Genomic DNA, 18345 nt, shown 5'->3' on the forward strand with positions numbered 1-18345 from the left:
GGCCGAAAATTCCTGAGCCTGTTCAAACCGCCCGACTGATCCCGACGCGATCTGCACGACCGGGTTGGCGCCATCGCCAGACTGATCTCCGGACTTTTCGGGAGATTGGTGATGAGCGATTCCAGTGCACGGCTGGGCCTGCCCTATCTGGCGGCCGGCCAGATGCAGAAACATGTGACCCTCAACGAGGCCCTGACCCGGCTGGACGGGCTGGTGCAGTGCCAGGTCGTCAGCCGCACGATGACGAGCCAGCCGGATGGGGTCGACGGCGGCAGCCTCTACATCCTGCCCGAGGGCGCGACGGGCGAGCGATGGTCGCTTTACCCTGCCGGAACCCTGATGCGCGCGGAAGGCGGCGGCTGGACCGCCGTTCCGGTCCCTTCGGGCGTGATCGCCATTGTCGAGGATGCGGATGAGATCGTGGTCCGGCGGGACGGTAGCTGGACTCCACTCGCGGCCCTGATCGACGCGCTGCAGGACCTCGACCGGCTGGGCATCGGGGCCACGGCCGATGCGGCCAATCCCTTTCTGGCGAAGCTGAATTCCGCCCTCTGGACAGCACGAGAGTCCGGTGATGGCGGCACGGGCGATCTGCGGCTGGTGCTGAACAAGGCCGGACCGGGCCAGGTGCTGTCACTGATCCTGCAAAGCGCATGGTCGGGGCGGGCCGAGCTGGGCCTGATCGGCGAGGACCATTTCGAACTGAAGGTCAGCGCGGACGGATCGACCTGGCGCGAGGCCCTCAAAATCGATCCCGAAGACGGCCGGGTGCGCTTTCCGCAAGGGGCCACCCGCCGCGAGGCTGTTCTCGTCACGGCGGATACGGTCTGGTCGCCCCCGGAGTGGGTCCGGTGGGTCGAGGCCAGCGTCGTGGGCGGCGGCGGCGGCGGGGCTGCCGGTGCCTCGGGCCCTGCGGGCACTGAACGTGTCGGCGGCGGCGGAGGCGGAGGCGGTGGTCAGAGCCACGCGGTCTGGGCCGTCGACAGCCTGCCGGGCGCGCTGGACCTGACGGTCGCCACGGGCGGGGCTGAAGGTGCCGACGGCGGCATGACCCGCATCCTGTCAGACGGCGTGCAGCTGCTCTCCGCCGGGGGCGGGAAGGGCGGTGCATCCGGTGCGTCCGGCGCGGCGGGGGATGGTCTCCAGCCTGCTGCCGGGAGCGGTGGCGTGGGCGGCAGCCTGACAGCGGCCGATGCCTTGGTGGATGCCGTCAATGGAGGAAGCGGCAATGTGCTGCGGCGTCCCGCGCAAGGCGGTGCCGCCGGGAGTGCGGGTGAAGCGATCGTCGAGCCGATCCACGGCCTGTGCGGCGGCGGCGGCGGAGGGGGCAGCCCCTCGCTCTCGTCCGGCCAGGGCGGAGGCACGGGCGGCCACTACGGCGCCGGCGGCGGGGGCGGTGGCGCGGGTGTCGATGCCGGAGGCGCAGGGGGCGCGGGGGCCGACGGCGCGATCCTGCTGGTGTGTGTCGGATGAGCGTCCGCGACCAACGACGGCAACGCGCGCTGAACCTTCCCGTGCTCGACGCCGAGATGTGGGAGGCCCCCGAGCGCCTGAGCCACCGCGACTGTCTGGATGAAATCGCCGGGGACCTGTGCAGTCCCGACCGCGATCGGGAGGACGATCAATGAAGGAGACCCCCATGGCGGATACGCCGCCGTCCCTGGCGGAGGGGCGCTGGCTGTGGCGTCGCCTGTTCGTCTTCATGACCAGTGTGATCCTGTGGGCGCTGGTGCATCGGGCACTGGCCCGGGTGCCTGTCGAGGCCCTGCCGCCGCTGGTCGACCGGCTGCTGATGCTGATCGCCCTGATCACCCTGCTGTATCTGGTTGCGCCGACGGCCCAGCAACTGGTGACGCTGGCGGTCCGCTTCCGGCCGGGAGGACGGCCATGAGCTTCGTCTTTTCTGCCCGGTCGCGTCGGGCGTTGACCGGCGTGCATCCGGATCTGGTGGCCGTGGCCGAGGATGCGCTCGCGCTTAGTCCCATCGATTTCCGGGTGATCGAAGGCCTGCGCAGCCCGGCGCGGCAGGCCGAACTGGTCCGGGCCGGGGCCAGCCGGACGCTCAACTCCCGCCATCTGACGGGGCACGCGATCGATGTGGTCGCTCTGATGGACGGCAAGGTGCGCTGGGACTGGCCGCTCTATCCGCGCATTGCCGCCGCCTTCAAACAGGCCGCCCGCAATCGCGGGGTGAATCTGGTCTGGGGCGGAGACTGGGCGCGTCTGCGCGACGGCCCGCATTTCGAACTGGACCGGAAGGCCTATCCGGCATGAGCGGGCGGGGGATGCTTCACCTGGCCGGGGTGGCGTTGGCCGCCCTCGCCGTCCTGTTCCTCGCGCGAGGGGTCGGCCTGCGCTGGGACCCGTTCGATCTGCAGGGCCGGCGCCTGGAACAGGCGCGGGCCCGCGCCGAGCAAGCCGGGGCCGAACACCGCGCGGCGGCCGCCGAACGGGACGGGGAGCGCCAGATCACCGAGGCCCTGACCCATGTTCATCAGACAGAGGTCGCGCTCGCCCGCGCGACCGCCACCGCCATTCAGCAAGCGAGACAGGCCGATGATGCCGACCAAGCCCTGGCGCCCGATCGGGTGCGCCGCCTTCATGACCATGACCGCCGCCTGTGCGAGCACGCCCCCGACCTCTGCGCCGCCGCGCGTCCAGGTGACCCTGCCGGCTGAGGCGACGCGCCCGTGTCGGCTGCCCACCCTGGCGCCGTCTGCGGACATCGGCGCGCTGGAGGAAGCCTATATGGCGCGGGGAGAGGCGCTGGTGGCCTGCGACGCCGCGCGTCGGCTGGCGGTGGTCACGCTGCTGGCCGAACGGGCGGCTGACGCGGCCGCCCGGGCGCGATGACCGGCACAATTTGCCCATCACCCGGCAGGTTTTGCCGCTTCGCGTCGCCAGCCCGGCAGAGATTGCCGGGTGAGAAGCGTGGTTAAGGCAACCTAACGGATAAAAAACAGCAACTTGGCCTCTGGCCCGATTTTGCGGCGCTGGCGCCCGTCTTGCTTGTCAGGGTCCTGAGCAAAACGCTCCCGGCAGCCAAAATGGCGTCGGACACCTTGAAAGAAGGACTATCGGTATGCCGCTGAACAGCGTCAACACGAACACGGGCGCCATGGTCGCCCTCCAGAACCTGCAAAACACCAACAACGAACTTTCCGTCGTCCAGTCGCGGATCAACACCGGCAAGAAGGTGTCGAACGCCAAGGACAACGGCGCCATCTGGGCCATCGCCCAGGGCCAGCGTTCGGAAATCGGTGCGCTCAACGCCGTCAAGGACAGCCTGCAACGCGGTCAATCGGCCGTGGACGTCGGCATTGCGGCCGGTGAGTCGGTCTCCGACCTGCTGGTTCAGCTGAAGGAAAAGGCCCTGGCTGCCAGCGACACCTCGCTGACCACCTCGGCCCGCAAGGCCCTGAACGAAGACTTCAAGTCGATCCGTGACCAGATCACGACCGTCGTCACGAATGCCAAGTTCAACGGCGTCAACCTGCTGGACAACTCGACCGGCACCAACGGCTTCAAGGCGCTGTCGAACGCCTCGGGCTCGACCATCAAGGTGGCCGGTGAAAACCTGTCGCTCGGTGGTGCGAACGTGACTCTGGCCGCCACGGCGACCATCGGCACCTCGACCCTGGCCAACTCGGCTCTGGCGACGATCAACACCTCGATCGACAACGTGTCTTCGGCTCTGGCCCGTCTGGGCACGGGCTCGAACTCGCTGAGCACCCACCTGAAGTTTGTCAGCAAGCTTCAGGACACCCTGGAAACCGGCGTGGGCAACCTGGTCGACGCCGACCTGGCCAAGGAAAGCGCCCGACTGCAAGCGCTGCAAACCAAGCAACAGCTGGGTGTGCAGGCTCTGTCGATCGCCAACTCCTCGACTTCCATCCTGCTCGGACTGTTCCGCTAAGGAGCGCCAACCGGGAGCGGGGGCGTTCGCGTCTCCGCTCCCACCTCCGAGCCTTGAACCGGAGACGTCGGTCTAACCCCGACGATGGGAGATATGGATACCAATGCGAATGTGATTCCTGTTGCCATGGTGCCGGCCAACGCGGCCCCCGTTGCTCCCGCAGGCTCTGCTGCCGGGAGTGATTTCAATGAGTCCCGCAACTCGCGGGACGCGGAACGGATGGCCCGCTATCGTCTGGTGATCGAGCAGGGCTCCCACATGGGAGTCTTCATCTACAAGGTGCTGGATCGCGAGACCGGAGAGGTCGTGCAGCAGCTGCCCCGTGAGGAAGTGGCTCGCATGGGCAACCAGAAGGGCTACGCCGCCGGCACGGTGATCAGCACCACGGTCTGACGGGACCCACAGTTTGAGCCTTGAGGCCGCGCAGGGACCGCCCCGCGTGGTTAAATCTCGTGGTTAGCGCACGTTAACCATGTGCAAATGAAATCGGGCCTAGCGTGCTGCAACGCACTGAGAGGCTCGATCCGGATGACGAACAGCGTCCACACCAATACTGCGGCGGCCGTCGCCCTGCAGAACCTGACCCGCACCAATGAGCGGCTGGGCGATGTCCAGAACCGCATCAGCACCGGGCTGAAGGTGCAGGGGGCCAAGGACAATGCCGCCATCTGGGCCATCGCCCAGGGGCAGCGCGCCGACATCGGCGCCCTCTCGGCGGTCAAGCAGAGCCTGGATCGCGCCACCTCGATCGCCGACGTGGCTCTCTCGGCCGGCGAATCCATCTCCGACCTGCTGAACCAGCTCAAGGAAAAGGTCGTCGCGGCCAAGGATGAGTCTCTGAAGACCCAGTCGCGCGTGCTGCTGGACGCCGACTTCAAAGCGCTGCTTCGTGCCCTGCAGTCCTCGGTTCAGAACGCCAGCTTCGACGGCGGCAATATCCTCGACGGCAGCCTGACCAATGGCATCAAATTCCTGGCCAATGCCGACGCCAGCTCGTCGATCACCCTGTCGAGCAAGGATCTGAGCCTGAGCGGCTCGATCATCAGCCTGTCGCTGACGGATGAGCTGCTGACCCTGACCGGCGCGACCAACGCTCTGTCCAAGCTCGACAATTCGATCACGGCCCTGAACTCGGCGCTGGGTGAGATCGGCGCCCAGGCCAAGCAGATCCAGGCCCACAACACCTTCGTCACCAAGCTGGTCGATACCCTGGAATCCGGCGTCGGCAATCTGGTCGATGCGGATCTGGCCAAGGAAAGCGCCCGCCTGCAAGCCCTGCAGGTCCAGCAACAGCTGGGTGCCCAGGCCCTGTCGATCGCCAACCAGGCGCCGCAGGTGATCCTGTCGCTGTTCCGCGGCTAAGAGGCCCTAGGACAGCCCTGACCGTCCAATCAGGATCGGGGCAGGGCGTCCGCGCCGCTCGGGGCGAGGGGTCAGGCCGTACAGGGACAAGAAGGATATCAGCAGCCTACTCAACGCAACCATGGGCACACGCTCCATCGGGCTGTTTCAGCGAACTTGCCGTTAACGATTATCCCGATTCGGGGTTCCGTACGCGGACGTTAAGACTTCCTTCCGACCACTCGCGCCAAAAGGGATCAGGCGCGCCATGATCGACAACAGCTATCTTCTGGGCCTGTTTGGAGGCACCTCCACCTTCTCGTCGTCGCAAGGCGTTGCGACGGCGTCGGCGCTTGCCCGCAAGAAGGCCCAGCCGACCCCGCCCTGGTCCTCGAGTGCCGTGGTGCCCGAGCAGGATGCGCTGGTGCGCTCCGCCCTCGGTGGGCGCCGCCTGATTGACGAGAGCGGGGCCAAGCTGGACGTCTCCTCGGCGTCCGAGGATTACCGTCGGCTGTTCGCCCTCTATCAGGGGCTCGACACCCTGAACGCCCTGGTCAACCGCGCCGGCACCAAGGGCATCAGCACGACCGAAATGTCCCTGATCACCAAGCGGTTCGATCAGGGCCTGAAGGAAATCGGCAGCTATGTCGCCAGCGCGCCGCTGAACGACGTGCGGCTGGTGGCGGGGGTCACGGAATCGATCAGCAAGAGCAGCGCCGGGGTCCGGCGGGACTCGGCCGTATCGATCACCTCACCGATCCATGAGGGCGACGTCGACGCCCCAGTGGCCGCCTTCGACGGCGCGGTGGTATTCGACATCAACGTCAAACGCCTGAACGACACCTTCAACGTCCGCATCGACCTGTCCGAGATGGGCGGCGCAACCCGCACGCTGGGGTCGGTCACCGCCTTCATCAATGACAAGCTGGAGGCCGCGGGCCTCGAGACCCGCATCGGGCGTGAGCGCAAGGCCGCCGAGCCGCGCACCATCCAGTCCGGGGGAAAGACCATCACCCTGCCGGCGGGCCCCGACCAGTGGTCACTGGCCATCCGGGGCGTGTCCACCGAGGCGGTGTCTTTCGCGGCGCCCGATCCCTCCGACGCCGTCTATGTGGTGCAGGGCAACGGCACCGCAGGCGGGCACCAGCTGCTGAAGTTCCAGGCCGATACGGCCTCTGCCGCGACAACGGCTGCTCCCCGGATCGGCGAAACCCAGTGGGTCGAGGGCCGCGTGGCCCAGACGCCGCTGCCGGACGGCATCCGCACCGTGCGGGCCAGCGCTACCGGCCCCGACGGCTCGGTCTGGCTGGTCGCGGACATGGAAGAGGGCCTGGGCAACCAGCCGATCAAGGGTCAGTCCGACGTCGCCCTGATCAAGCTGGACTCGGCCGGACGACTGGTCAGCAGCCGCGCGCTCGGTGCCGCCAGCACTGCCTCGGGCTATGCCCTGGCCGTCGATGCCGACGGCCGGGTCGCGGTCGCGGGTTCGGTGACCGGTGCGCTCGTGCCCGGTCAGAGCGGCGAGGTCGCGACCGAGGCCGACAGCTTCGTCACCCTTTTCGATGCGGCAGGTCAGGAACTGTGGAGCCAGCGGCGCGGTGCCCGCGCGGCCGACGAGGCCACCGATGTCGCCTTCAGCGCCGACGGCCAGATCGTCGTCACGGGCCGGGCCAAGTCGTCCATGCCCGGCGCGGCGGCGCTTGGCGGCTGGGACTCCTACGTCCAGACCTTTTCCAGCAGCCAGCCCTATCCGACCGCGGCCTGGACCGCGACGCTCGAAGGCACGCTCCAGTTCGGCACCTCCGGCGATGACGCCGTCCAGGCGACCGCTGTCAGCGGCAACAGCCTCTACACCGCGGGCGAGGAAAACGGCCGGCTGGTGGTGCGCCGGTTCCAGCTGACTCCGGGCGGCGCGCCGCAGCTGCTGTCGACGCGCGACCTCGGGGCCATGAGCGGCGAGATCAAGGGACTGGAAGTCGATCAGGGGCAGGTGATCATCGCCGGCGTGACCCGCAATGCCGGCCTCGACGTCGGCACCATCACCCAGGCCCACAACGGCGGCAAGGATGCCTTTGTCGCCACCCTGTCCGAAGACCTGACGTCGTCGGGGGCAGAGCGGCTGACCTATATCGGCACGGCGGACGAGGAGGCGGTTTCTGACGTCCGACTGCTGAACGGCAAGATCTGGATGACCGGCACGGCCGCCCGTCCCCTCGGTGTCGACGAGAAGGAGCCGGTCAACGGCTACCTCAGCCGGATCGACCCGCTGACCGGCGCCGTGGAATGGAGCCAGACCTGGGCGGGCGACTCCGCTAAGGCCCAACCCCTGACCCTGGCCGTGGCGACCGGGGGCACCAGCTTCCTCGACCGGCTGGGCCTGCCGTCCGGTGAGATTGTCCAGAGCGAGTCGCGCCGACTGGTGGATGCGACCTCGCTCAGGGTCGGGGACCGGTTCGCGGTCGTGCCGGCCTCCGGCGGTCGCCCGGTCAATGTGACCATCGACGCCCGCGACACCCTGCAAACCCTGGCGCGCAAGATCGAAATGGCCTCGGGGGCGCGGCTCAAGGTGACGGTCGCCTCGGAAAGCGCGACCTCGGACAAGGCGCCGAAGGGCCTGAACGCCGTCCAGGCCGGCATGCAACGTCTGTCGATCATGGCGCGCGACGGTCGTGAGGGCGCCGTCCTCGTCTCGGGCGAGCCGGGCCGGGATGCGCTGGCGGGTCTGGGCCTGTCAGCCGGTTTCATCGGCCCGACGGCAACCAACGACGGCCCGCGAACCTTCGGTCTGGATCTGCCGCAGGCTCTCAGTCTGGCAACCAAGGAGGACCGCACGGCCTCGGGCGAACGCCTGCAGGCGGCGATGAAGGCGGTACGCGATGCCTATCGGGCGCTGGCTCCGGCACCTGCGCCCAGCGCGTCTTCGGGCACGGTTCCGGCCTATCTGACCAACCAGCTGGCCAACTATCAGGCGGCCCTCGCGCGGCTTGGGGGCTGATCACGGCGATCGGCCGGAAGGCGGTTGACGCCACGGGCCGGGTCGGGGTTATTGGTCGCCTTCGCAAGTTCCAGTCGAGCGCTGCCGCATGGCCACCCCTCCTGACAACCGCATCATCCTGGCGATCGGGGCCGGTCTGGCCATAATCCTCGCGATCGTGCTGGCGCTGCTGTTCACGCGCGGCGGTGGCAGTGAGGCGCCGGCTGGTCCCAAGGGCAACCTGCAGGTCGATGTGGCCGAGCCGGAATCGCTGGAGCCCACGCGCCAGCTGCGCTGCTTCGTGGAAGGCCAGTTCGTCGGCATGCTGACCCTGGATGAATGCGCCCGTCGCAACGGTCTGGCGACCGAGGCCCTGGACGTGGGCATCGACGAAACGGGCGAGCTGGTGGCCGCCCCGACCGCCTCGCTGGCGCCCCCGCCGACCCTGCCGCCCGTGCAGGTCGAGGACGTGCCCCCGGTGATCGACTCGCCGGTCGAGCCGGTCGATACCCCGTCGCGCCCCGGCGCGGCCTGCCTGCGCCATACCGGATCGGACTGGCGCTCGCTGTCCAGCAATATGGGCATGGAGGCCTGCGTGCGGGCCCTGTATTCCGGTACCTGCGTGCGGCCGGGTGAGGCCCGCTACGGGCGCTGGGGCGACATGACCCTGCGGCTGGTGCCGGGCCGGGTCGAGCAGTCGTCGGACAACACCAACTTCCGCACCCTGACCGAGCAGGATCGCCGGACCTGCACCTTCCCGGAGCTGGGCTGATGCGCGCACTTCTGCTGGGAGTCGGCGTCGCGGCCCTCGGGCTGACGGCCTGCAACACGGCCTTTGAGGCCCCCTATGACGAGGGCGTCTGCTACTATGTCGTGCCGGCCGAGACCGAAGGTGAGGACCCCAGGCTGAACGTGGTGGCCCGCGACCAGCCGCAGATCGAATTCTGCGCGGCCCGGCTGGAGGAGATGCGGGTCAACTTCCTGCGCATGGGCGGCACCAACCGCGAGATCATCGGCGCCTATCAGGGGCAGTTCATCTTCATCGACCAGTATGGGGTGAAGTTCGGCAAGACCCTGACCGGCAGCCGCTTCTTCGCCCTGGCCCGGACGGGCGACGGTCGCCTGGCCATGCCCGGGGCCATTCGTCGGGCCGAGGACGGTCGCCCGGTGGCCGTGGCCGGCAATCCCGAGACCGCGCCGACTGAATAGCCCGGCTTGACGCCACGGCCCGGACGGTCGAGAACATTAACAGAACATAGCGGCCCGACAGGGGCCCGAGAAACGGAGTTGGAAGATGGCGGGCAGCGTCAACAAGGTCATTCTGATCGGCAACCTGGGGCGCGACCCCGAGATCCGCACCCTCAACAGCGGCGACCGCGTGTGCAACCTGCGCATCGCCACCTCGGAAACCTGGCGGGACAAGTCCTCGGGCGAGCGCAAGGAGAAGACCGAGTGGCACCAGGTCGTGATCTTCAACGAGAACATCGTGAAGGTCTGCGAGAACTACCTCAAGAAGGGCTCGACCGTGTACGTCGAGGGCTCGCTGACGACCCGCAAGTACACCGACCAGCAGGGCGTCGAGAAGTACACGACCGAGGTGGTCATCCAGCGCTTCAACGGCAATCTGACCATGCTGGGCGGACGCGGTGACGGCGGCGGTGGCGGCGGGGGCGGCGGCCGTTCGGACGACGACTACGGCTCGGGCTTCTCGTCGGGCGGACAGGCCCGTTCGTCGGGGCCGAAGGAAAGCTACGACCTCAACGACGACATCCCCTTCTAGGGCTCACGAGGCTGAAACCGTCCGTCACCGCTGTTGACGGGCGGGCCCGCGGGAACTGTGCCACAAGCGGCTGTGACCCAGACGCCTCCCGTGAAAGCCGCCAAGCCGGTTCCCCATGACCTGACCCTGCTGGAGATCGCGGCCATCCTGGCCGTGATCGTCATCTGGGGCGTCAACAATGCCGCGGCGAAGGTCGCGACCGACTCCCTGCCGCCGCTGATGACCGGCTCGATGCGGTTCGCGCTGACGGCCCTGTGCCTTGCCGCCTTCATCCGGCCGCCCTTTCCGAACTGGAAGAGCCTGCTGCTGATCGTGGGGGTCGGCGGGCCGCTGCACTACGGCCTGATCTATGTCGCCTTCTGGCTGGCGGATGACGTCAGCCCCGTGTCGGTGGCGGCCCAGCTATGGATCCCGTTCACCGCCCTGTTTGCCTTCCTGCTGCTGGGAGAGCGGCTGAAGCGCCCCGCCCTGGCCGGGCTGGCGGTGGCCTTCGCCGGCGTGGTGTGGATGTCGGCGGACCCCAATGTGCTGCACGATTGGGACGCCATTGTGGTGGGCATTTCGGCGGCAGCCGCCTGGGCGCTGACGACGGTGATCGCGCGGCGCACCACCTCGATCCCGCCGCTCAAGATGCAGGGCCTGCTGGCCATGGTCACCATGCCGGTGCTGGCGCTGGCCTCGCTGGCCTTCGAACGGGACCAGATCGCTGCCGCCATGACCGCGCCCCCGATCGCTTGGGCGTCGGTGCTGTGGGGCGGGCTGGCCTCGTCGGTCGTGGCCACGACCCTGGTCTTCTGGCTGGTCCAGAGGCGCGAGGCGGGGCGGGTGACCCCCTATCTGCTGGCGACGCCGGTGGTGTCGATCCTGATCGGCTGGGGCCTGATGGGCGATGTGCTGACGCCGCAGATCCTGATCGGGGCGGCCCTGACCATGGGCGGCGTGGCGGTCGTGGCACTGGCCGAGCGGGGCCTGCGGGCCGGCGCGGCCAAGGCCTGACCTCAGCCTAGGCCGGCACGACGCGCGGATTGCCCGCCTCGACCGCAAAGGTCGCCCGGGTCGACAGGGTCCCGGACCGGTCCGACACCTTGTCCAGCACCTTGAATTCGGTCTGCCAGCGCTCCGCCGTCACGTCGCAGACGGCATAGCCCCGCTGGGCGTTGTTGAACTTGAGGAACGGGTTGTCTTCCAGATAGCGGCGGCCGTCGGCCCGCTGGTCGCTGCCGTCGCCCGAGGAGCTGATCGAGGTGGTGACGAACTCGGTCGCCACCGGCGTGCCCGACGGATCGCGGCCGTCAATGTGCAGCTCTCCGGCATAGTTCTGGTGCTCGTCGCCGGTCAGGACCACGAGGTTGTCGATCCGGCGATCACGGACGCGCTCCAGCAGGCGGCGGCGCGGGATGGCATAACCGGCCCAGGTGTCGAGGTTGTAGCCCAGATCGGGTCCCTCCTTGCGGTCCAGATCCATGACCATGATCTGCTGGGCCAGCACCTTCCAGCGCGCGTCAGAGCGTTCGAGGTTGCGGTACAGCCATTGTTCCTGCGCCTCGCCCAGCACCTGGGCCTCGCGGGCCGACACCCCGGCGCAGGTCACGGCCCAGTCGTTGTCGCAGGGCTGGTCGGAGCGGTACTGGCGCGTGTCGAGCAGGTTCAGGTCCAGCAGATTGCCCCAGCCGGTCTGGCGATAGAGCTGCAGTGCCGAGCCTTTCGGGAAGGCCGACCGGCGGACGGGCATATTCTCGTACCAGGCCTGCATGGCGGCCTGCTGGCGCAGCATGAAGACCTCGGGCGGGGTGCCGTCCTGGTCGAAGGTCGAGACCCAGTTGTTGTCGATCTCGTGGTCGTCCCAGGTGCAGAACCAGGCGGTCGAGGCGTGGCTGGCCTGGAGGTCCGCGTCCATCTTGTACTGGGCGTAGCGGCGGCGGTAGTCGTCGAGACTGTAGACCTCACCGCCCAGATGCTGGCGGGGGTTCTCGAAGGTGCCACCCGAGCCGTTGTAGAGGCGGCTGGCCCGGCCCTCATAGATGTAGTCGCCGTAGCAGTAGATGAAGTCGAACCGCTCGTCGGCCGCCTTGCGGTGGGCGGTATAGAAGCCCTGCTCATAGGCCTGACAGCCCAGCACACCGAAGCGCACACGGTCGACCGCCGCGCCGGCCGCGGGGGCGGTCACGGCGCGGCCGGTGGCGCTGCGCTCGGCGCCGGCGACAAAGCGATAGAAATAGGGACGGCCGGGCTGGAGACCTTCGACCTCGACATGGACACTGTGGCCCAGTTCCGGCCGGGCCATGGCCTCACCCGAGCGGACCGGGCTGGAAAAGCCGGTGTCGGTGGCGACCTCCCACTTCACCGGCACGGCCGCCGACGGCATGCCGTGGCCGATCTCGAGCGGGCGCGGCGCCAGTCGCGTCCAGATGACGAAGCCGTCGGGCAGCGGATCGCCCGAGGCGACGCCCAGCTGGAACGGATAGTCGATGAACACCGGATCGGCGATCGCCGGCCGCGCCCCCGACAGCGCCACGCCCCCCATGCCGAGGGACAGCATCATCTGACGGCGGGAAAGGTCGGGCAGGCGCATGAGAGGGGCTCCGGAGTTCCACGCTGGGACTAGCGGGGGATTGTGACGACTGATGCGGGGCGAGGGGAGGGGGAGGGCGGGAATTCAGACGGTCGGGTGTGAGAAAAATACCGTCTGAATGGTCTGAATGGTCTGAAATGGCTGCGCTTCCGTCGGCGGGGCTTCGGCAACCGGACAGTATGGTCGAGCCTACAGCCAGGGCGAGCTGAAAGGCGCGAGGGGCGCGGGGTCCGTTGAAAGGACGGAGAAATTGGTGGGCAGGCGTCGCACTTGCTGTCTCCTCCCTATCGAAGATGGGGAGGTGGCACGGCGGCGAAGCCGACGTGACGGAGGGGATCTTGAATGAAACTGCGCGTCGAAGAACCCCTCCACCACTCCGTGGTCCCCCTCCCCATAAAATGGGGAGGAGACGGGGCGAGCGAGTTACCGCCCCGCCTGCCAAGCCCGCAGTTCGGCGAGTTCGGTGGTGCGGGTGTCGAGGGTGGTCTGGGCGATGCGGCGGATTTCGGGGTCGGTAGACTCGGCGAGGGCGACCTTGGCCATGGCGATGGCACCTTCGTGGTGCGCGATCATCCTTGCGGCGTAGGACTCTTCAGGTGTGTGACCCGACGCAGCGGCCATGCTGGCCTGCAGAGCTCTATCCGAGCTTCGGAATGCGTAATCGCTCCGAGTGGGGCGGCCTTCCCAGTGGCGTTCACCGACGTCGGCTGCTTCCTGTGTCGGTTCTGGCCCCGACACCGTGCCATCCTTGACCAGCGCCGCCTGCCGCTCGGCCGAGGCATCGCGCAGGGCCTGCTGGACCGGGTCGCCACCGCCGTCGCAGGCGGCGAGGGTCAGGGCGAGGCCGGCGAGGACCACAGGGCGGATCATTGTCCGCTTTCCGGCGGCAGGCGCGAGGCATGGGTGCGCCCGTCGATGTGGGTGACCATGGTCGGCGCGCGGGAACTGTAGGGCGGGATGAGGGCGACAATCCCGTCGTAGAGTCGGTTGGTGGCGGCAACGGTGTCGGTCAGGATGCAGAGGGAGGATTCCCCCTCGCGCCCCCAGGTGTCCTCCGGCCAGGCCGCCGCGTCGGAACCGTCCTCAACGAAGGAGAGGACGCGGGCCTTCAGCTCCTGATCCACGCCCATGCCGTAGCTGCCGAAACTCACCGTCACGTCGCAGCCGTGCTTGAGGATCACCATCGTTTCCCCGCTCGTGTCGGCGGGGGGAGGCGCGGAGGCGCAGGCCCCCACCAGCAGACAGAGCGCGACGAGGGCCCGCATCAGGCGCGGCCTTCGATCCAGTTGGGCATCCAGCCCTCGTGCATTTCGCGCAGGTGGTCGAGGGGGATGCGGAACAGGTCGGCCCCCGGTGCCCCGGAGGCGAAGTCCTTGCCCTTGGCGGTACCGACGACCGAGGCGTGCAGGCCGGCGGCCTGTGCCTTCTCGATCAGGGTCGAGGGATCGGACACGGCGACCAGATAGCGGGCCTGGTCCTCGGCAAACAGAAGCACGTGGGCGTGTTCGGGCGAGGTGGCATCCAGCTCGACGCCGCAATCGCTGGCCAGCGCCATGTCGGCCGCCGCCCCGATCAGGCCCCCGTCGCTGAGGTCGTGGACGCAGGTCAGCTCGCCGGCCTCGATGCGATCACGGACGAAGTCGCCGGTCTTCTTCTCCAGCGCCAGATCGACGGGCGGCGGGGCGCCGTCCTCGCGGCCCAGCACTTCGCGGAGATAGAGGGAAGCGCCCAGCTCGCCGCGCGTCTCGCCGATCAGGACCAGGGTTTCGCCCTCGGTCATGCTGCCAAAGCCGGTCACGACATCATAGTTGGGCAGCAGGCCGACCGCGCCGACGGTCGGGGTCGGCGGAATGGCGACCCCGTTGGTCTCGTTGTAGAGGCTGACATTGCCCGACACGACGGGGAAGTTCAGCGCGCCGCAGGCCTCGGCCATGCCGTCGATGGCGCGCACGATCTGGCCCATGATCTCGGGCCGCTGCGGATTGCCGAAATTCAGGTTGTCGGTGATGGCGATCGGTCGGCTGCCGACGGCGGTCAGGTTGCGCCATGCCTCGGCCACGCACTGCTTTCCGCCTTCATAGGGATCGTTCTGGACATAGCGGGGAGTGCAGTCGCTGGTCACCGCCAGCCCCTTGTCCGTGCCGTGCACGCGGACCACGCCGGCGTCGGCGCCGGTGGCCGAGTCGTGCAGGGTGTCGGCCATGACGTGGCGGTCGTACTGCTCCCACAGCCAGCGCTTGGAGGCCATGTCGGGGCAGCAGACCACGTTCAGCACGGCGTCGGGCCAGCTGTCGGGGGCCGGCACATCCTTGGGGTCGATGCGCGGGTGCAGTTCGGGCTGGACCCACGGCCGGTCATAGAGGGGGGCGTCGTCGAACAGGGGCGCCAGCGGCACGTCGCAGACGACCTGGCCCTTGTGGTTCAGGACCAGACGGCCAGTGTCGGTGGTGCGGCCGATGACGGCGGCGTCCAGCCCCCACTTCTTGAAGATGCGATAGCCGTCTTCCTCGCGACCCGGCTTGAGGACGGCCAGCATGCGCTCCTGGCTTTCGGAGAGCATCATCTCATAGGCCGTCATGCCCTCTTCGCGCTGGGGTACGGCGTCCATGTCCAGCTCGATGCCGACGCCGCCCTTGCCGGCCATTTCAACCGAGGAGGAGGTCAGGCCCGCGGCGCCCATGTCCTGGATGGCGGCCACGGCACCCGAAGCCATCAGCTCCAGCGTGGCTTCGATCAGCAGCTTTTCGGCAAAGGGGTCGCCGACCTGTACGGTGGGGCGCTTTTCGTCCGAGTCCTCGTCGAACTCGGCCGAGGCCATGGTGGCGCCGTGGATGCCGTCGCGGCCGGTCTTGGAGCCGAAATAGACGACAGACAGGCCCGGCCCGGGGGCGGCGGAATAGAAGATGCTGTCGGCCTTCGCCAGGCCCACGCACATGGCGTTGACCAGGATATTGCCGTTGTAGCCCCGGTGAAAATTGGTCTCGCCCGCCACGGTCGGCACGCCGACGCAATTGCCGTAGCCGCCGATACCCGACACCACGCCCGACACCAGACGGCGGGTCTTCTCATGGTTCACATCGCCGAAGCGCAGGGCATTCAGCAGGGCCACGGGCCGGGCGCCCATGGTGAAGACGTCGCGCATGATGCCGCCCACGCCGGTCGCCGCGCCCTGATAGGGCTCGATGAAGCTGGGGTGGTTGTGGCTCTCCATCTTGAAGATGCAGGCGTCGCCGTCATCGATGTCGATCACGCCCGCGTTCTCGCCCGGGCCACAGATGACGCGCGGGCCCTTGGTCGGGAATTTGCCGAGGTGGATCTTCGACGACTTGTAGGAGCAGTGCTCGGACCACATGACCGAGAAGACGCCCAGTTCGACGTCATTGGGCTCTCGCCCCAGACGGTCGAGGACGACCTGATATTCAGCGGGAGACAGGCCGTATTCGGCGGCCAGTTCGGCCATGGACTTGGGAGCGCTCATGGCTGGCGCTTCTAGCGATGTTCCTCGCCAAAGTCAGCCTTGTGGATCGGCCGGCGGCGTATTTCTGACGGGCGCGAGGCGGAAGCTGAGGATGATGGCGCCGACCAGCACGGCGACGCCGGCGGCCAAGGCTACATAGGCGAGCAGGGCGTTGCGCGGTTGCTCGGCCACGAACACGGCCAACAGGCCCCAGGCGATGGGCAGGGCATAGGCGATCTGGCGCAGGCGGGCGGTGACCAGCAGCGCGGTCAGGGACACCAGACCCACGGCCAGAATGGCCCATGAGGTCGGCGGCAGGACATCGGGCAGGGCCTCGTTGCCGGTCACGACGGTCAGCAGGTTCACCGGCGCGGCAATCGTCAGCCAGCCGGCCAGCAGCATCAACGGCCAGGCAGTCAGCCACAGCTCGGGATCCTTCGGCTTCAGCGCCCGGATCTGGCGCGCCTTGAGCAGCAGGGGGATCAGGATCACCAGCAGGGAGGCGAAGATCAGGACGACGGTGGTGGTCTCGGCATCCAGCGCCGCCGCCACGACCCACCAGCCGATGCCCAGCAGGGCGCCGACGGCCGGCCAGCCCAGGGCCTCGGTCAGGGGGCGATCGCGCCCCTGCGGCAGGAGCTGGAAGACGGCATGGGCGAACAGACCCAGATAGATGAGGCCCCAGATGGCAAAGGCATAGCTGGCGACCTTCAGCGTCTCGTCGCTGTCGGCCGAGAACTCCGCCGGGCTCTGACCCCAGCCGATGGCCGTCTGGGAATAGCCGATGGCAATGGCGAAGATCACCGCCGAAAGCAGGATCAGCCGGCGGATGAGGCTGGTGGAGACCGAGTCAGGCGTTTGCATATCCGCACTACGCGCGGAAACGGCAAAGGTTCAAGTCCGCGACGTCAGGCCGCGTCCATGATGCTGCGGAACAGGGTGGCGCCGTCGGCAGAGCCCAGTTCGGCCTCGAAGGCGCGGTCGGGGTGGGGCATCATCCCCAGCACATTGCCGCGCGCATTCTGGATGCCGGCGATGGCGTTCACCGAGCCGTTCGGGTTGTCGACATAGCGGAAGACCACCTGGCCCTCGCCCTCGATGCGCGCGAGCGTGTCGGCATCGGCGAAGAAATTTCCGTCGCCATTGCCCTGGGTCATGATGACCTCGGACTGGTCCTGATAGCCGGCCGTGAAGCGGGTGTTCGGGTTGGCGACCTGCAGCGAAATGGGCTTGCAGACGTATTTCAGCCCGGCGTTCCTGAGCAGGGCGCCGGGCAGCATGCCGGCCTCGCACAGGATCTGGAAGCCGTTGCAGATGCCCAGCACCGCCACGCCGTCGTCGGCCGCCTTTTTGACCGCCTGCATGATCGGCGACTGCACCGCCATGGCCCCGCAGCGCAGATAGTCGCCGTACGAAAACCCGCCCGGCAGGATGATCAGGTCGAGGCCCGTGGGCAGGTCGGTCTCGCCGTGCCAGACCATCTCGACGCGCGCGCCGGTCGATCGCTCGACGGCGACCTTGCAGTCACGATCACAGTTGGACCCGGGAAAGACGATGACGGCTGCGCTCATGGCGCGGGCATCTAGCAGGGTTCGAGCCGCTTGTCAGGACGCTGGCGACGCATCGCCGTAGTTGTAGCGATGCCGGATCAGGATAGCCCCGTCGTTGTCCTTCTCGGCATAGGTATACATCTCGACGTCCTGATAGAAGGAGCTGCCCCGCGTCGTGTTCACCCAGGTCCTGGCGCGCACGATGAAATCCTCGGGGTTCGGGCCGGTTTTCTCGGCCCCGGTGGTCGTGCCACCTTCCCAGCCGCGCGTCAGGGCAAGGGCTTCGGAGCGGCTTATGCCAGGGTCGTGCACGGCACAGACCAGTCCGGATGTGTGGTCGACACCGGCGACGCCATAGACGTAGCGCGTGCCGGGCCGCAGCTCACCGATCCATGCGGTGGTGCGGCGGCCGAGATGGTTGAGCGCCACCCACTGTTCGCGGACGATCTCGCTGTCGCGCACACCATGCGGGCGGCGAGGTTCGCCGTCGTCCGGGGTGGCGCCCAGGGCTTTCGCGGCTTCGTCGAACGCCTCCCATGTGAAGCCGGCGGTCGGACACAGCAGGGCGAACTGGCTGGCAAAGTTGACCGCCGCCTTGGTGTTGGGATCGACCGGAGCAGGGGGCTCGCGCCCGCAGGCGCCGAGGGCCAGCAGGGCCCCCACGATGAATACAGCTGTGCCCTTCTGGCGCGATCGCTCCATGTCGGTCCCCCTTTGCCTGATGAAGGAAGCGTAGCAGTCGCCCATCGAAACGC

21 protein-coding genes are annotated in these 18345 nt (G+C 68.1%); 13 read left to right on the forward strand and 8 right to left on the reverse strand.

Annotation, left to right across the window (positions count from 1 at the left end; all coding sequences use genetic code 11):
- Nucleotides 1–111 precede the first annotated feature (111 nt).
- Genes LC068_RS13845 through LC068_RS12315 form a run of 4 tightly spaced genes read left to right on the forward strand, consistent with a single transcriptional unit; the run spans nt 112 to nt 2274 of the window.
- Nucleotides 112–1473, forward strand: coding sequence for a DUF2793 domain-containing protein (locus LC068_RS13845; RefSeq protein WP_264182408.1), 1362 nt, complete (start codon nt 112–114; stop codon nt 1471–1473).
- Entirely contained in the window at nt 1470–1628 is a 159-nt protein-coding gene (locus LC068_RS12305; RefSeq protein ID WP_226637613.1) for a hypothetical protein, read from the forward strand. Before LC068_RS13845 ends, LC068_RS12305 begins: the two co-directional genes overlap by 4 nt.
- Complete coding sequence (locus tag LC068_RS12310) at nt 1625–1891, forward strand: hypothetical protein (RefSeq protein WP_226637615.1); 267 nt, start codon at nt 1625–1627, stop codon at nt 1889–1891. The genes LC068_RS12305 and LC068_RS12310 overlap by 4 nt, the downstream gene beginning before the upstream one ends.
- The gene (locus tag LC068_RS12315; protein WP_226637617.1) at nt 1888–2274 is read left to right on the forward strand and encodes a M15 family metallopeptidase; all 387 of its coding nucleotides are present in this window, start codon (nt 1888–1890) and stop codon (nt 2272–2274) included. The genes LC068_RS12310 and LC068_RS12315 overlap by 4 nt, the downstream gene beginning before the upstream one ends.
- Here LC068_RS12315 and LC068_RS12320 read toward each other — a convergent pair.
- Nucleotides 2262–2609, reverse strand: coding sequence for a hypothetical protein (locus tag LC068_RS12320; protein WP_226637619.1), 348 nt, complete (start codon nt 2607–2609; stop codon nt 2262–2264). The genes LC068_RS12315 and LC068_RS12320 overlap by 13 nt on opposite strands.
- Here LC068_RS12320 and LC068_RS12325 point away from each other — a divergent pair.
- The 9 genes from LC068_RS12325 to LC068_RS12365 all read left to right on the forward strand — a co-directional run bounded on the left by LC068_RS12325 (nt 2602) and on the right by LC068_RS12365 (nt 11007).
- Complete coding sequence (locus tag LC068_RS12325; protein WP_226637620.1) at nt 2602–2853, forward strand: hypothetical protein; 252 nt, start codon at nt 2602–2604, stop codon at nt 2851–2853. The two genes, LC068_RS12320 and LC068_RS12325, sit on opposite strands and share 8 nt — an antisense overlap.
- Nucleotides 2854–3082: 229 nt before the next feature.
- Nucleotides 3083–3916 (forward strand): flagellin, encoded by an 834-nt coding sequence (locus LC068_RS12330; RefSeq protein WP_226637622.1) that lies wholly within the window; start codon nt 3083–3085, stop codon nt 3914–3916.
- Between the two features lie 219 nt (nt 3917–4135).
- Nucleotides 4136–4309 (forward strand): flagellar protein FlaG, encoded by a 174-nt coding sequence (locus LC068_RS12335; protein ID WP_226637623.1) that lies wholly within the window; start codon nt 4136–4138, stop codon nt 4307–4309.
- A 135-nt stretch (nt 4310–4444) separates the two neighbouring features.
- Nucleotides 4445–5278 carry a flagellin gene (locus tag LC068_RS12340; protein WP_209120690.1) on the forward strand — a complete coding sequence of 278 codons (834 nt, stop codon included), beginning with the start codon at nt 4445–4447 and terminating at the stop codon, nt 5276–5278.
- Nucleotides 5279–5525: 247 nt separating this feature from the next.
- Nucleotides 5526–8252 (forward strand): NHL repeat-containing protein, encoded by a 2727-nt coding sequence (locus LC068_RS12345; protein ID WP_226637625.1) that lies wholly within the window; start codon nt 5526–5528, stop codon nt 8250–8252.
- 88 nt (nt 8253–8340) lie between these two features.
- Nucleotides 8341–9003 (forward strand): hypothetical protein, encoded by a 663-nt coding sequence (locus LC068_RS12350; protein ID WP_226637628.1) that lies wholly within the window; start codon nt 8341–8343, stop codon nt 9001–9003.
- Entirely contained in the window at nt 9003–9440 is a 438-nt protein-coding gene (locus tag LC068_RS12355) for a hypothetical protein (RefSeq protein ID WP_226637629.1), read from the forward strand. Before LC068_RS12350 ends, LC068_RS12355 begins: the two co-directional genes overlap by 1 nt.
- Before the next feature lie 85 nt (nt 9441–9525).
- Entirely contained in the window at nt 9526–10011 is a 486-nt protein-coding gene (gene ssb / locus LC068_RS12360; protein WP_226637631.1) for a single-stranded DNA-binding protein, read from the forward strand.
- A 90-nt stretch (nt 10012–10101) separates the two neighbouring features.
- Nucleotides 10102–11007 (forward strand): DMT family transporter, encoded by a 906-nt coding sequence (locus LC068_RS12365; protein WP_226637633.1) that lies wholly within the window; start codon nt 10102–10104, stop codon nt 11005–11007.
- 7 nt (nt 11008–11014) lie between these two features.
- Here the strand turns inward: LC068_RS12365 and LC068_RS12370 are convergent, their stop codons facing one another.
- The 7 genes from LC068_RS12370 to LC068_RS12400 form a co-directional block, all read right to left on the reverse strand.
- On the reverse strand, nt 11015–12583 hold the full coding sequence (locus LC068_RS12370; RefSeq protein ID WP_226637635.1) for an alkaline phosphatase D family protein: 1569 nt from the start codon (nt 12581–12583) through the stop codon (nt 11015–11017).
- Between the two features lie 423 nt (nt 12584–13006).
- Nucleotides 13007–13453, reverse strand: coding sequence for a DUF305 domain-containing protein (locus LC068_RS12375; protein WP_226637636.1), 447 nt, complete (start codon nt 13451–13453; stop codon nt 13007–13009).
- On the reverse strand, nt 13450–13848 hold the full coding sequence (locus tag LC068_RS12380; protein WP_226637638.1) for a hypothetical protein: 399 nt from the start codon (nt 13846–13848) through the stop codon (nt 13450–13452). The genes LC068_RS12375 and LC068_RS12380 overlap by 4 nt, the downstream gene beginning before the upstream one ends.
- Nucleotides 13848–16061 carry a phosphoribosylformylglycinamidine synthase subunit PurL gene (gene purL / locus LC068_RS12385; protein ID WP_226637640.1) on the reverse strand — a complete coding sequence of 738 codons (2214 nt, stop codon included), beginning with the start codon at nt 16059–16061 and terminating at the stop codon, nt 13848–13850. The genes LC068_RS12380 and purL overlap by 1 nt, the downstream gene beginning before the upstream one ends.
- Nucleotides 16062–16094: 33 nt before the next feature.
- Nucleotides 16095–16904: a hypothetical protein gene (locus tag LC068_RS12390; protein ID WP_226637642.1), complete on the reverse strand. Its 810-nt coding sequence runs from the start codon at nt 16902–16904 to the stop codon at nt 16095–16097.
- Between the two features lie 44 nt (nt 16905–16948).
- Complete coding sequence (purQ, locus tag LC068_RS12395) at nt 16949–17611, reverse strand: phosphoribosylformylglycinamidine synthase subunit PurQ (RefSeq protein ID WP_226637644.1); 663 nt, start codon at nt 17609–17611, stop codon at nt 16949–16951.
- 33 nt (nt 17612–17644) lie between these two features.
- Nucleotides 17645–18292: a hypothetical protein gene (locus LC068_RS12400; protein WP_226637647.1), complete on the reverse strand. Its 648-nt coding sequence runs from the start codon at nt 18290–18292 to the stop codon at nt 17645–17647.
- Between the last annotated feature and the right edge of the window lie 53 nt (nt 18293–18345).

This window comes from Brevundimonas poindexterae (assembly GCF_020524625.1).
Taxonomy (GTDB): Bacteria; Pseudomonadota; Alphaproteobacteria; order Caulobacterales; family Caulobacteraceae; genus Brevundimonas; species Brevundimonas poindexterae_A.

What these genes read in the sequence shown, in the direction of transcription:
- LC068_RS13845 (WP_264182408.1), top strand. Translation starts at nt 112, where the DNA reads ATGAGCGATTCCAGTGCACGGCTGGGCCTGCCCTATCTGGCGGCCGGC.
- LC068_RS12305 (WP_226637613.1), top strand. Translation starts at nt 1,470, where the DNA reads ATGAGCGTCCGCGACCAACGACGGCAACGCGCGCTGAACCTTCCCGTG.
- LC068_RS12310 (WP_226637615.1), top strand. Translation starts at nt 1,625, where the DNA reads ATGAAGGAGACCCCCATGGCGGATACGCCGCCGTCCCTGGCGGAGGGG.
- LC068_RS12315 (WP_226637617.1), top strand. Translation starts at nt 1,888, where the DNA reads ATGAGCTTCGTCTTTTCTGCCCGGTCGCGTCGGGCGTTGACCGGCGTG.
- LC068_RS12325 (WP_226637620.1), top strand. Translation starts at nt 2,602, where the DNA reads ATGACCATGACCGCCGCCTGTGCGAGCACGCCCCCGACCTCTGCGCCG.
- LC068_RS12320 (WP_226637619.1), bottom strand. Translation starts at nt 2,609, where the DNA reads ATGGTCATGAAGGCGGCGCACCCGATCGGGCGCCAGGGCTTGGTCGGC.
- LC068_RS12330 (WP_226637622.1), top strand. Translation starts at nt 3,083, where the DNA reads ATGCCGCTGAACAGCGTCAACACGAACACGGGCGCCATGGTCGCCCTC.
- LC068_RS12335 (WP_226637623.1), top strand. Translation starts at nt 4,136, where the DNA reads ATGGCCCGCTATCGTCTGGTGATCGAGCAGGGCTCCCACATGGGAGTC.
- LC068_RS12340 (WP_209120690.1), top strand. Translation starts at nt 4,445, where the DNA reads ATGACGAACAGCGTCCACACCAATACTGCGGCGGCCGTCGCCCTGCAG.
- LC068_RS12345 (WP_226637625.1), top strand. Translation starts at nt 5,526, where the DNA reads ATGATCGACAACAGCTATCTTCTGGGCCTGTTTGGAGGCACCTCCACC.
- LC068_RS12350 (WP_226637628.1), top strand. Translation starts at nt 8,341, where the DNA reads ATGGCCACCCCTCCTGACAACCGCATCATCCTGGCGATCGGGGCCGGT.
- LC068_RS12355 (WP_226637629.1), top strand. Translation starts at nt 9,003, where the DNA reads ATGCGCGCACTTCTGCTGGGAGTCGGCGTCGCGGCCCTCGGGCTGACG.
- ssb (WP_226637631.1), top strand. Translation starts at nt 9,526, where the DNA reads ATGGCGGGCAGCGTCAACAAGGTCATTCTGATCGGCAACCTGGGGCGC.
- LC068_RS12370 (WP_226637635.1), bottom strand. Translation starts at nt 12,583, where the DNA reads ATGCGCCTGCCCGACCTTTCCCGCCGTCAGATGATGCTGTCCCTCGGC.
- LC068_RS12375 (WP_226637636.1), bottom strand. Translation starts at nt 13,453, where the DNA reads ATGATCCGCCCTGTGGTCCTCGCCGGCCTCGCCCTGACCCTCGCCGCC.
- LC068_RS12380 (WP_226637638.1), bottom strand. Translation starts at nt 13,848, where the DNA reads ATGCGGGCCCTCGTCGCGCTCTGTCTGCTGGTGGGGGCCTGCGCCTCC.
- purL (WP_226637640.1), bottom strand. Translation starts at nt 16,061, where the DNA reads ATGAGCGCTCCCAAGTCCATGGCCGAACTGGCCGCCGAATACGGCCTG.
- LC068_RS12390 (WP_226637642.1), bottom strand. Translation starts at nt 16,904, where the DNA reads ATGCAAACGCCTGACTCGGTCTCCACCAGCCTCATCCGCCGGCTGATC.
- purQ (WP_226637644.1), bottom strand. Translation starts at nt 17,611, where the DNA reads ATGAGCGCAGCCGTCATCGTCTTTCCCGGGTCCAACTGTGATCGTGAC.
- LC068_RS12400 (WP_226637647.1), bottom strand. Translation starts at nt 18,292, where the DNA reads ATGGAGCGATCGCGCCAGAAGGGCACAGCTGTATTCATCGTGGGGGCC.